The organism is Terriglobus sp. ADX1, assembly GCF_036877645.1.
GTDB lineage: Bacteria > Acidobacteriota > Terriglobia > Terriglobales > Acidobacteriaceae > Terriglobus.
This window is the reverse complement of record NZ_JAEDXV010000004.1, coordinates 1-13,578: the sequence shown is the minus strand read 5'-3', so window position 1 is coordinate 13,578 and position 13,578 is coordinate 1. Positions and strand designations below refer to the sequence as shown.

Annotated in this window: 7 protein-coding genes and 1 pseudogene; 3 read left to right on the top strand and 5 right to left on the bottom strand. The window is 53.5% G+C overall.

Annotation, left to right across the window (positions count from 1 at the left end):
* Positions 1-48: 48 nt before the first annotated feature.
* The 5 genes and pseudogenes from JAO32_RS03930 to JAO32_RS20010 form a co-directional block, all read right to left on the bottom strand.
* The gene (locus JAO32_RS03930) at positions 49-1,434 is read right to left on the bottom strand and encodes an APC family permease (RefSeq protein ID WP_334237702.1); all 1,386 of its coding nucleotides are present in this window, start codon (positions 1,432-1,434) and stop codon (positions 49-51) included.
* Positions 1,435-1,511: 77 nt separating this feature from the next.
* Positions 1,512-2,990 (bottom strand): argininosuccinate lyase, encoded by a 1,479-nt coding sequence (gene argH, locus JAO32_RS03925; RefSeq protein ID WP_334237700.1) that lies wholly within the window; start codon positions 2,988-2,990, stop codon positions 1,512-1,514.
* 77 nt (positions 2,991-3,067) lie between these two features.
* Complete coding sequence (locus JAO32_RS03920) at positions 3,068-5,980, bottom strand: TonB-dependent receptor (protein ID WP_334237698.1); 2,913 nt, start codon at positions 5,978-5,980, stop codon at positions 3,068-3,070.
* A gap of 110 nt (positions 5,981-6,090) precedes the next feature.
* Complete coding sequence (locus JAO32_RS03915; protein WP_334237696.1) at positions 6,091-7,059, bottom strand: ROK family protein; 969 nt, start codon at positions 7,057-7,059, stop codon at positions 6,091-6,093.
* Positions 7,060-7,113: 54 nt separating this feature from the next.
* A pseudogene (locus JAO32_RS20010) lies at positions 7,114-7,275 on the bottom strand (winged helix-turn-helix transcriptional regulator); the annotation flags it as partial.
* A 255-nt stretch (positions 7,276-7,530) separates the two neighbouring features.
* Between JAO32_RS20010 and JAO32_RS03910 the strand changes: the two are divergent.
* From JAO32_RS03910 to dinB, 3 genes are all read left to right on the top strand, one after another.
* Positions 7,531-10,356: a PIG-L family deacetylase gene (locus JAO32_RS03910; RefSeq protein ID WP_334237694.1), complete on the top strand. Its 2,826-nt coding sequence runs from the start codon at positions 7,531-7,533 to the stop codon at positions 10,354-10,356.
* 349 nt (positions 10,357-10,705) lie between these two features.
* Positions 10,706-12,682 (top strand): mechanosensitive ion channel family protein, encoded by a 1,977-nt coding sequence (locus JAO32_RS03905; RefSeq protein WP_334237692.1) that lies wholly within the window; start codon positions 10,706-10,708, stop codon positions 12,680-12,682.
* 233 nt (positions 12,683-12,915) lie between these two features.
* Positions 12,916-13,578 (top strand): DNA polymerase IV (gene dinB / locus JAO32_RS03900; RefSeq protein ID WP_334237690.1); only part of this gene is annotated, 663 nt, incomplete at its 3' end.

The window sequence follows — 13,578 nt, the reverse complement described above, 5'->3', positions numbered from 1 at the left end:
TGCCAAATGCAGCATGAGAGAACGAGCCTCTTGATGCCCGGATCTTTCTTAAGTATTTTGCTGTTTGCGTTGCTGCAGATATCGCATCGCATAGATAATAAGTCCGCTGATAAGTACAAAGAGGGCTAAGCGGAACTCTGTCACAATCTTTGGGCGAGATAGCAGAATGAAGATGAATGTGCCTGTGGCAATGAGGCTGGGCAGCGGGTAGAGTGGCATGCGGAAGCGTCCATCGCGTACACGCTCAGCTCTGTGCTTCGGAAGCAGTATAGCGATGCCTTGTAGGAAAAACTGGAAGACGATACGTAGCACGACAAGCGACGCAATAACCTCTTGCAGCCGGAAGAGACAACAGATCAACGTGACAAGGCAGAGCACGCTGAGTGAGACCACGGGAAATCCGTGACGAGGATGCAATTTCGCGAAGATGGCAGGGAAGTTTCCATCCTGGGCAGCTGCATAAGGTATGCGCGAGTAACCGAGTAGAAGCGCGTAAACCGAAGCCAATGATGCAATGGCGATAAGAATAACTGCGACAGATGCGGCTGCGTGTGCCCATATGTGCGAGGCAAAAGCTGTCTGCACGAAGACTGCCATGGTGTACTGCCGTTCCCCGCTACTGCTATGTGTAAGCGATTGCCAGGGAAGAACGCCAAGCACACTAATGTTCATGAGCAGATACAGCGTGCCGACAATGATTATGGCGCCGATTACCGCGCGTGGGATTGTGCGGCTGGGATCGCGTACCTCTGCGCCCAGGAAACAGACGTTGTAGTAGCCCCAATAGTCGTATGCGGCAACCAGTAGGCCAGCCCCAAGACCACTGAAGAATGAAGCATTCAGATGAAAGGAGTTGGGAGGAAAGCTTAAGGCCAATGATGGTGAGAAGTGTGTGAAGCCGATGGCAATCACGCCGAGCAGAGTTGCTATCACCACTCCACCCAGAACGCGCGTGACAGCGCCAATTTTGCGGATGGGCTGGAAGAGAAGTGCTGTGCAAGCCAGGCACGCAGCAAGAGCCAGAAGGGTTTGAGCCGTATGGCTAAAGCCGGGCAGAAACCATGTGGCGTACTGTGCGAAGCCAATACAGCCGGAGGCGATGGAAAGTGGCGCAGAGAATATAAGCTGCCAAGCGTAAAGGAAACTGAACGCTTTACCAATTTTCGGTGGGTAAGCAGATTTGAGATAGGCGTACGAGCCGCCCGCCTCTGGATATGCAGTACCGAGCTCGCTCCATGTACAACCGTCAGCGAGAGACAGGAGCGCTCCGAGCATCCACCCCAGCATGGCCTGCGGCCCACCCATAGCCGTCACTATCAGGGGCAATGTGATGAACGGACCCACGCCAACCATATCAATGATGTTGGCTGAGAGTGCTCCTGTAAATCCGAGTTGGCGGCGGAGGTTTGGCTCGGATGGATTGACTGCGTTCATCTGGCTCTCTTGATGGAGTGGATGCATGAAGTAGGAATTAGGCTCATTCTCGTTCCGATAATCCTACAATTGCCGGCTTACGGATGGAATTGAATGATTGATTCGCACTCGCGATGAAGAAGCACCTTTGCCTCTTCGAGATTGGCTCGTGTCGCGGCCAACCATTGCTGATCTAGTTGTAGCTGCTGAGATGCGTGCTCAATTTGCGGTTGCATTGCTGAGGCTGCGGGACCGCCGGTGATGGTACGAATCGCAACGAAATATTCCGGATCCATCGCCTGTTGCAATTTCTCTTTCGCGATATTGATTCCGGCTTCCTGTGTGCGCTGGAAGAGGTCGTTCACCACAGCTGGGACGTCGTCTGAGGTCGCAGACTTCACCGCTGCAGAGACGATGGTGTGAGCGTCATGGAATGAAATGCCTGTTTCACGCACGAGAGTGTCAGCAACTTCAGTGACGGGGAGAAAGCTGCTGCCTGCACGTTGCTGCATATGTTCTGTGTTAAAGGTTGCCTCTGAGAGTGCGCCAGCGATTAGTGTGAGCGCTCGTTGTGCGTCTGAGAAGGCAAGTGCAACGAGAGGTTGCAGTGAGTCTTCTCCATCGTTCATATCGGCAAAAGGTGTGTTGTGGAGCGAACCAAGCACGGCGTGTGATTCCGTGAGCGCACGCGATGCAAGAATGCGGGTGTGTTCTAAGGGGACAGGGTTACGCTTTTGCGGCATGATGCTGCTGATCTGCACGTAGCCGTTGGATAAACGCAGGAAGTTAAATTCAGCTGTTGACCACAGCAACATGTCTTGTGCAAAGCGGCCAAGGCTAAGCATCGCCGTTGCTAACGCACTGCACGCTTCGGCAAGATAGTCGACAGCTGCGATAGCTCCATAGCTATTTACGACGAGGCCATTAAAACCGAGCAAACGCATTGTGATGTCGCGTTGGATAGGGAAGCCTGTGGTGGTGATAGCGCAGGCGCCAAGAGGGTTACGGTTCACACGCGCGAAGCACGCGATAAGCCTTTCCGCATCCCGTTCCAGAATCTCAATCATGGCCATCATGTAATGACCTAACGTTGTAGGCTGTGCCGGCTGATTATGTGTGTAGGCGGGCATTAGTGCGTCACGATACTGCGTCGCAATTGACAGCAGCACAGAGCGTAGTTCAAGAGATGCGTTGAGGATGCCAAGCAGGTTGGATCTCAGCACCATGCGGTACATGGTGAGGTCGATATCGTTGCGCGAACGTGCTGTGTGAAGTCTTCCGGCATGTTCCTCACCAGCAATGTCGGCGAGCTGCTTTTCGACCAGAAAAAAGAGGTCTTCTACCGAGCCATCATAGATTGCAGAACGAAGCTCTTCCAGTTTCAGCGCATCAATACCTTGTAGACACGCGGAGGCTGTCTCGCGGGTGATGATGCCACTGCGGTAGAGCATGACTGCATGTGCGCGGTCGATCTCCAGCAGAGACGGCAGGAAGAGATGTTGCGCATCAGCAAAGATATGCGCAAGGACTTGTTCGCGGTAGATGGGAGCGGGGAAAGAGGAAGTGACGTTCGACACGGGGTGACTCCACCGTTGTTGCTTAAGTTCGTGAAGGTGAAGAGGAGCGGTGGTTGCCGCTCCTCTGTATCGTTTGATTAGAAGCGGACAGCGACGCCCCATTGCACAATACGCGCTTCAAGGACTGTGGTGCGTGTTGTGGTAATGCTTGATCCGGCTACTGGTAGGCCAGCGTTTGCATTCTGCACTGCCGTTCCATTGGTGATGAAACCGTACACAGGCTGTGAAAGGGATAGTCCTGTGATGTTCTGGTGATTGAAGATGTTATTCGCTTCCAACAGGAACGACGGTTGCAAACGGTCGAAATAGGTTCCGAAGGTACGGGTATACCGTGCGTCCACCTGGTAGATGCTGGGGGAACGGAAAGTATTACGGCCAACGAAGGCTGGACGCTGTACTGTCGTGGTGGAAGGGTCTCCGTTCAACTGAGGAAGAACGCCTGTGCCTGTGACGGTAGCGATAAGGTTTGCTTGGTCACCCGATGACAGATTGGCAAGCAAGGCGAGACGGTTGCTGTTTGCCAGCTTATTGCCAAAGCGGTTGCCGAAGTGGAACTCCGGCTCCAGCACGGCTGTCATGTTGAAGGCGCTCGGACGGTTTACATACGAGTTGCCACGATCACGCTTGCGGTTTGTGGTGTCAGAGATATTGACGCTCTGTTCAAAGGTGTAGACCTCTGGTGCATCGGTGATGGTATGTGACCAGGTGTAGTTGGCGTTGAGCTGCAGACCACGTACCGGATTGAGTGTGTAATTCAGTACGAGAGCGTTGAAAGAGCTGTTCGCTCCGGATTCCACTCGCGTTACCTGTCCAAAGCGCTGATCAGGACGGTTTGCTGCAACTGTTGAGTTGAAGACGGGACGTCCATCAGCAAGCACGCCAATTGGATTCTGCAGATTGATGTTGTGCTGATACAACAGATTTCGTCCATTCGACAAGATGTAGCCGATGGTGATGGAGTCATGAGCGCTAAGCTGCTGCGTGATCTGTGTATTGAAGTTCCAGGTGTATTCGTTCTTGAACTTCGGCGATGCTGTGACTACATTCTGTGTCGCCACAGTTCCGGTGCTGCTCGGAATATTCGGAAACGAAGGAGCCCCGGCCTGCGTTGGAGAATAGGTGTAAGTGTTCAGCTTGTTCGATCCATCGAAGATAAGCGCGGAATACCACAAGTTTGTCGGCGTTGCTTGATAGAACATGCCTGCCGAAGTCTTGAGAACTGTCTTATCGGTAACTCGGTAGGAGACTCCTAAACGTGGAGCGAAGTTCGCACCTGGAATATTGAATGTTCGTGAGTCAGGATAAAGTGCATTCGTGTTGGAGCGGGGCGACTGGAAGCGGTCCCAGCGTAGACCACCCATGACAACAATTTTCGGTGTTGCGTGATAGGTATCCTGCACGTAGCCACCGTAGAAGAGCGAGGCATAACCGATGCCGGACGTATCTGTTTGCGAACTGAACTGCCCATAGCTATATCGATTGGATCCGTTTACAGCACTCAGATAGGCATTCAAATTCGGAAACGTATAGGTGTTAAAGGTTGCACTGCGCTGCCGCTGTTGAATTGCAGACAGAACAAAACCAGCCTTCATATCGTGTTTGCCACGCGTATAAGAAATATTTTCCGAACCGGAGGGCTGCTTTTCGAAGTAGGTGGTTCCACCCGCAGGCGATGCGCCAAAGGTGGCCACGTTGGTAATGACAACCGTTGGGGCATTGCTCGGTGTTGCCGCGGACGTCACACTGGAGCGCAGTGGCAGTGAAGCACGGAATTCATTTACCAGATGGTCTGAGATAGTGCTGATCCACTGAACACCAAAAACGTGCGCACGATCGCGGTAGTTTGCGCCGACAGAGCGTGCATTAAGCCCGCCTACCTGAGTGTTATAGGGGAAATTGTTCAGGAAGTAGTTGTAGCGAACCATAACCTGGTTCTTCGGGTTAATGGTCCAGTCAAGGCGTCCAAGAGCAAACTTGCCATTTAGAAGTCCCGGTGCAGCCTGTAACTGATCTGAACCGAGCCCAATCGCTGCGGCGTTCGCTGGCGTAATCGTAACGGGTGAAGGAACGCCACGCTTCAATTGCTCATAAGAGCCGAAGAAGAAGAGCTTGTCCTTGAGGATTTTTCCGCCAGCATTCGCAGAGAAATCTTTCAACTGCAGGTCAGGCTTGGCACTGCCTGGAGTTGAAAGCAGCGGATATGCCGTCGCTGTCTGCCAACGTTGCAGATACTGAACGAGACCGTGATAGCTGTTGGTTCCGTTGTTTGAGATTACGTTGTAGACGTTACCCGTGGTCCATCCGTATTCCGGATTCGCGGAGTTTGAAACCGTCTGTACTTCCTTTACGAAAATGTTGCCAATAGGAAAGAGGCGCAGACCAATACGATCCGACTCCGTATTGGCCATGCCGTCCATCTGGTAGTTAATGCGATCCAGAAGACCATTCGTGTTAATGGTGCGGGGAATGCCAAGTTCCGGATTGGGGTGCCCGGAAACACCAGGCTGGAAGATGATGTAGTTGTAGGGATTGCGTGAGGTGAGCGGCAGATTCTCAACTTCGCGAGGATCAAGTGTCCGCTGAATGTTGAGGTTGGTGGGGTCAATGCTTGCGTTGGCAGCCGTGACATTAACCTCTTCACCGGCACTTCCAATGCGTAGGTTGCCGTCAATGGTTGCCTCTGTTCCGGCATTCAGTACGACGCTGTCAACCTTGAGTGCAGAGAACCCTTGCGCTGCAAAGCTGACGGTATATGTACCCAGTGGCAAGTTGACCAGTGTGTAGTAGCCATCGCTGCTAGTCGTGACGGTGCGATTGAAGCCAACGGCATTGTTTGTGACGGTGACGTTCGCTCCTGGGACGGATGCTCCGCTGGGGTCGACGGCACGGCCACGGATGGAACCGTAAACGGACTGGGACTGGCTCCACGCAGCGGAAGTCGTTGATAGAAGAATTGCGGATGAGACAAAAAGCCTGGAAAACCTGGACATAAAACTCCTCCTTGAAGAGACAAGACAATGAACCGGGTGCTGCAACTGCAAGTGATGTGAGAAAGGCCGATTGTTCCTGGCGGAACGCAAGGGCGAACACCGTGAAACGGTCAGAACAGCAGCTTCGTTTCGGTAGCAGCAAGAGATTGCGCGATAGCTCCGAACAACTGGGCTTTTGTACCCAAAGATGAAGAGCGCAGCCTTGGCAAAGCGAAATCGTTTTCACGTAAACATCGATCGGTAGCGCTACAGAGCGCCGGATGTGCACCCACCCCTCCACCCAACACAATCAATTCCGGGTTGAAGAGAAGTGAGATGCTGCTGAGACTGTCCGCCAGTACGCGAGACGTATTCTCAAGAACCTGTTCAGCTGTTGCGTCGCCTTCCAGCGCAAGATCGAAAATTTGTGTCGCACGCATTTGCATGCGTGCCCGATCGTTTATGCCCGCCTGACGCAGCAGCGTCTTCCACTGCAGCTCAACGCCTTCACCACCGATGACGCGTTCAAGTTGTCCCGTATCGCGCATGCGAACACGTTGACGGTCCATACCTACAACGGGGAGATAGCCAATTTCTCCTGCGGACCAGTTCGCGCCGCGGTGAAGTGCACCTCGCAGAAAAATGCCCGCGCCGACGCCTGTTCCGATTGCAATGAAGATGAAGTCGTCAACACCGCGTGCTACGCCTTCTGCGAACTCGCCTACAGAAGCAAGGTTTACATCATTGTCTACACCGGCGGGAATGTTCAAATCGCGTTCCAATAACGTCTTAAAGGGAACGTCATTCCAGCCTGAGAGGTTTGGGGCCGCCAACACAACTCCGCGATCAATATCCGTCATGCCGGGAGCTCCGGCCGTGATATGAAGAATCCTGCGCTTTTCCGGCAAGCTGCTCATCATCGCATCAAGGCCTTGACGGATATGAGCGATGACACCGCGTGGGGTTTTTCCTTTTTCTGTAAGCTTGTCTTCCCATTCGGCAACTGGATTGCCGTTCAGATCAGCAAGCATCATGCGTACCCACGTACCGCCGATGTCGGCTGCTGCGACATAACCGTGGGAGGCATTGAAGCGGAGCATCGCGGGTGGACGCCCTCCCGAGGAAACGCCTTCCCCTCCATCCTCGACAAGCCCGCGTTCAATCAAATCAGACACTGCCAGCGTGACTGTAGGGACAGCTAACCCTGATACGCGAGCAAGGTCCGCACGAGAGCAGGGGGAGTGTTTACGGATCAGGTGAAGCAGCAGACGTTGATTGGTCTTACGCAACTGCGCTGGTCGTGCGGGCTCGTCCATTACCTCTGTTTTGGAACGCAGGGGGGCAGTGGTACGAGTCGAAGAGCGGCGGCGAGTTGGGACCAGACGGCGTTTCACGGGATTGAGAAGGATTATAAGGAATATTTAAAAAGTTGGTGAAAACTTTTTAATTGTCATTTAGAAAGGTTGTCAACAGAAGGATTCCATTCCGAAAGACGTGAGATGGATACCAGGGGGCAAGAGCGTTCGATGAAGCAATGTGTGAGCAGTGGGAGCTGGAAAAGATCTGTACAGATGTTCGTTTATTGTGTGCCGCTCGCCGTCGTTGCGGTGCAGGCTACGGCGCAAACACCTGTGCCTGAGCCGATGAAGATTCCTGTGGATGCATCCTATGCGCAGCCCCTACCGATTGAACGAGGTGCTCCTGGACTTGCAGAGACACTCCGCAAGTTGCACACGCGAGCAAGCCTTATTCAGATCAACGCACACCCCGATGATGAAGATGGCGGGATGCTGGCTTACGAAAGCCGTGGTGTTGGGGCGGACGTGTCACTACTGGCCTTGAATCGTGGCGAGGGAGGCCAGAACGTAATGACGGGCGACTTCTGGGATCAGCTCGGCATCTTGCGCACCATGGAACATCAGGCAGCAAACCGCTACTACGGATCACACCTTTTCTATACACGTGTTGCGGACTTTGGCTTCTCCAAGACACTTGAAGAGGCTTTGAAGCAGTGGAATCATGACCGCGTTTTGGAAGATGTGGTGCGTGTCGTAAGAACGGTGCGGCCCATGGTCGTGACTAGTGTCTTTGCAGGGTATGTTTCCGACGGACATGGTCATCATCAAACCGCCGGAGTGATGGCGCAGGAAGTATTCAACGCTGCGGCTGATCCGAAGATGTTTCCTGATCAGATCAAAGAAGGTCTTCTACCGTGGAAGCCATTGAAGGTTTACGCGCGCGTGCCGTTTGCACAGGTTACGCCGAAGGGGATCTTTGACTACGCGACCAACAAGTGGGAACCCGTTGCATTTAAGAACTACGTAACCGGAGAGCCGATTCAAGGTGTTCCGTCGACGACGGTAATCGTTCCGGAGAGCGAGTACAACGCTTTGTATGGTCGCAATTATCTGCAGGTGGCCAGAGAAGGCCTGAACGAGCAGAAGTCGCAGACAGGCGGTGTAGCCATTCCTCCACCGGGAAAATTTGATAGTCCATATCACCTCTACGCATCGCGTGTAACGGCAACACTACCTGCGCATGAGGAATCTCTCTTCGATGGGATCGATACATCATTGCCCGGCATTGCTGGATATCTTCCGGCGGGAGCGCAAACCGCAGTTCGCACGAAGCTGGAGGCAATTGCTGCAACGGTTGATGAGGCGACACAGAAGTACAACGCCAATGATCCATCGGCAAGCGCGCCTGCGTTGGCAAAAGGCCTGTCTTTGACGCGTGGACTCATCGCCGAATTGAAGGCATCAAAGCTGCCTGACGAGGCTCGTTACAACGCATTGCATGAGTTGCAGATAAAGGAAGGACAGTTCAACTTTGCCTTGGGGCAGGCTCTTGGTGCGTCATTGCTGGCAAGTGTGCAGACGTCACTTCCAGGTCAGGGCCAGGGGCGATCTGGCCCCATGGGTGGAGGAGACAATGTTTTCTCCACTGCGTCCGGTAGCCCGACAGCAATTCCAGGACAGGCTGTGTTGGTGGGTGTACATGTTGCAGCGCAAGGAACCCAGCCGTTGCAAGTTGATTCTGTAGAATTGTCACCCAATACTGGCGGCGATTGGAAATTGACAGAGCAGAAGGGAATTGCTGGCTCGGTTGCCGCAGGAACAGCACAAGATGCGTATATCTCTGCGACAGTACCCGCAAATGCTCCATACACTGCACCGTACTTTGAACGGCCAAATCTTGAGCAGAGCTACTACAACCTGACGTCACCGCAATATGTCACGCTGCCGGTGATGTCCTATCCGCTGACAGCAGTTGCTACTTATACCTACAACGGGGTTAAGGGTGAGCTTCGTAGCGTGGTGCAGACAGCGCATCGTTACAACGGGCTGGGCGTAGTAATGGAACCACTGCTAGTGGCTCCTGCCATTAGCGTGCGGGTTACTCCTCCTGCGGGTGTAATGCCTTTGAAGGCCGGTAACGTATCACTGGATGTGACAGTGCATTCCGATGTGAAGGGGCCAGCACAAGGCACGTTGGAACTGAAGTTGCCAAATGGGTGGACTGCTCCCGCGACGCAAACCTTCGCCACGAAGCGTGATGGTGAAGACACGAATCTCCACTTTGTGATCACGCCGAAGAATGTCGAAGCGAAGACATACGAGATCAGTGCGGTGGCGAAGTATGCCGGCAAGGAGTATGCAAGTGGATTCCAAACCATCGGCTATCCCGGTATCACCCCGTATCCGCAGTACAGAGACGCGAAGTTCCGCACGACCGGCGTAGACGTGACAGTGGCCCCGAATCTGAAGGTGGCGTACATCATGGGCACGGGCGAGGAAGTGCCGCAGTCGCTAAAGGATATCGGCATCAACGTAACGCAGCTTTCCAGCGATGACATCGCTAAGGCAGATCTCAGCGGATACGACTGCATCATTTTGGGTATTCGTACCTATGCAGCCCGTCCTGAGCTTCGCACGTACAATCAGCGCTTACTGGATTACGTGAAGAATGGCGGTGTGGTCGTAAGCGAGTATCAGTCCCCGGAGTATGAGCGAGACTTTGCACCCTATGTGATTCCGGTGACACGAGAGGCGGAGAAGGTTGTGGAGGAAGATGCAAAGGTAAGCATCTTAAAGCCGAATGATCCTTTGTTTACATGGCCAAACCATATCGTCCCCGGCGACTTCGACAATTGGGTGGAAGAGCGTGGTCATGGTTTCCCTGGAGCGTTTGATCCGAAATATGTCGCGCTGACGGAAGTGCATGATCAAGGCCAGGATCCACAGCAGGGCGGCCTGATCTACGCGCAGTACGGCAAAGGCTATTACGTATATCTTGCCTATGCATTCTTCCGACAGATGCCAGAGGGCGTTCCGGGAAGCTTCCGCATCATGGCGAATCTGATCAGTGCCAGGAAGAACCCTGGCTTGGCGCACTAAGTGTGCTGACCTGAGCCTGCCCGATAGGAATCTGGAAGGCTCAGGTCGGGTGTTTGAAGCGAATGTACTGAGGCTTGAAGTCAATCGTCGATCCTCGATATCGCATGCGGTTATGTCATAAGCCTTGTTTCGAATGGTTTACGGATCTTAACCCGCGGTGTTATTCCATCGAACCATGGTTGCATCAATGGTCCGATGGAACAGCATTAGCCCGCAAAACTGCATCCAATCAGGAATGAAGTTTGCTCCATCTGCTACCCGGACGCTTGCGATTTTTTTCACCCTCTTTTCTCTACCTACACCCGGCCAAACGTCCGCTGTAGCTTCGGCGCCTGACACGACTAAGACAGTGCCTGCATCAACTGCGGCCACTACCACGAATGCGACGGCTCAGTCAGCTGCTTCAGCCAAATCCGCCACCCCTGCACAGACGTTACCGCAGCAGATTGCCGCGTTACCGCGGCTTCCAAATCCTGGACTTGATACGACGGCGCAAGGGAAGGCCATACTGGAGCACTTGAACGACGTGCTTCGGTTCTATCGTGCTTCCACCACGCAGATTCAGAAGGTGGGCGAGCCAAGCGATGCGTTGTATGGTGAGCAGGCGAGTCAACATGCGGCGCAAATCGGGCAGACAGCATTTCAGTCCGCACGCAATCTGGCTGCCTTGTTCAATCGTCTACAACCTTCCAGCACACCATCTGGAGGAGCTCAGGCGACACAACCAGATGACACAGACAATGACAACGCGCAGCCACAAGAACCAACCACGTCGCAACGCTTAACTGCAGCGCGTGCAAAGGTACAGGCACGCATTGCCGATCTGGCTGCGCAGGACACGGCGCTGGATAAGCAAATCAGTACAGCAAGGGGCAAAAATCTTGCGGCTTTGCAGCAACGCGATGAACAGCTAGAGGGCCAGCTTGAGTTGCAGAAGGCCATGCTGGACGCAATGACTCGACTGTCTTCAATGGCTGATGCACAAACAACAACGGGACTTGCCGGTGATGTTGAGCGACTGCTGCGTGCTGCACCGGAACTGGCTTCTCCCACAAAATCAGCAGCGGCGCCACCGGTGTTGGAAAGTCTATCGGCGGTGCGCGATTCGGGTGTTTCCACACAGGCCATTGCGCTGTTTCAACTGCTAGGTGCGCGACGCGACATCGATAGTCGCATTCATGAACTGGATGCCCTGAAAAAACAGGCGAACGATCTGCGCACACCAATCCTTTCTCTGCTGCGGTCAACTATCCAGCAGGGAGATGCTGCGATGCAGGCACCTGCGAATCTTTCGGATGCAGATGCCTTGCGCGCAACACGAAAGCACTATGACGCTCTGAGCTCAACGTTCCGAGTGTTGAGTACCGCAACGCTGCCGTCGTCGCAAGAAGTGCTGCTGATTGAATCTGCACGCGCAAATCTAGTGAGCTGGCGCACGGTAGTGAATGCAGAGTACAACACGTTGTTGCGTTCGCTGTTGGCACGCGTGGTGTTCATCGCAGTGGCGCTGCTGCTGTTGTTCATTGTCAGCGGTATATGGCAACGGCTAACAGTGAAGTATGTGCGTGACATCCGTCGCCGCCGGCAGATTCTGATTATCCGGCGGACGGTGCTGGGATTTCTAACGGGTGTAGTACTGATCTTTGGCTTTGTGACACAGTTCAGCTCGCTGGCCACATTTGCGGGATTCATTACCGCAGGCATTGCCGTTGGACTGCAGACGATTCTGCTTTCAGTGGCAGCATACTTCTTCATTGTGGGACGCTATGGCGTCCGAGTAGGCGACCGTATTACGGTTGCAGGCGTGACGGGCGATGTCATTGAAGTTGGTCTGGTGCGTTTTTACATGTCAGAACTGACTGGCACGGGAACGGAGTTGCATCCCACGGGGCGCGTGGCGGTGTTTGCAAACTCCGTGTTGTTCCAGAGCGGAACGCCGCTGTACAAGCAGATGCCCGGTACAGAATATGCCTGGCATGAGTTGACGGTAAAACTTAAGCCCGATGCAGACTATCGTGCAGCGACAAGCGCAATTCTGAATGCTGTGACAACAACGTACAACACCTACCGAGCTTCGATTGAAGCCCAGCATCAGAACGTGGAACAGTGGATGGATGCCGCTGTCGAGAAACCCGGCATTGAGCCACGGCTGCAGCTTACGGACGCGGGATTGCAATATGTTGTCTTGTTCCCGGTAGAGATCAAAAATGCGTCATCAACGGATGAGGCGATGATTCATACTCTGCTGCATGACATGGAGAACAATGACGCGGTGAAGAACGGGATTGCTGCGCCACCTCAAGTGAAGGCTGTAGTGAAGGGCTAACATCCATCCTGCCGTTCATCGATAGATAGCGCGACGGTTCACGCGGGTCTATTGGGGAACGGCGGGACTCTATGAATTTGCCTCATAGTCACCCGGCGCTGGCAAAATCCATCGAATTATTTCTATGCGAAGCAAAAAACTAAGATTTGGTGATGGCGAACAAAAGGGGAAACTGGCACAATCATTCTAAGAAGTTGCGTGATGTGGGGGACGCATAGAGAGTGCTGCCGGATGTGGGATTCACGGTTTCTTCTGCAATCGCTGCGATTGGCACTCGCAAAATCGTCCATGTAGACATGGACGCGTTTTACGCGTCCGTCGAGCAACGCGATGATCCAGGGCTTCGTGGACGCCCCGTGGTGGTTGCATGGAAAGGTAAGCGTTCCGTTGTGTGCGCCGCATCCTACGAGGCGCGGAGATACGGCGTTCGCTCTGCAATGCCCGCGATCAGAGCCGAGCGGTTGTGTCATGATGCTGTGTTCATACCTCCCGATTTTGTTCGTTATAAAGCTGTCTCACTTGCCATTCGAGAAATTTTCCAACGCCATACAGAGATCATTGAGCCGCTTTCGCTCGACGAAGCATACCTGGATGTCACAACGAACAAGACTGGTTTGCCAACGGCGACACAGGTTGCAAAGGCGATTCGACAAACAATCTTCCACGAGTTGAATCTCACCGCATCAGCTGGAGTGGCCCCAAACAAGTTCCTGGCGAAGATTGCATCGGACTGGCGGAAGCCAAATGGACTTTTTGTGATTCAGCCGCATGAGGCGTTTGAGTTTCTCCGTAACTTACCCGTTGGCCGCATCCCCGGTGTCGGTAAGGTCAGCGAGGCTCGACTTGAAACGGAAGGGATCAAGTTAGTCGGCGACATCCAAAATATGAGCCTTCAT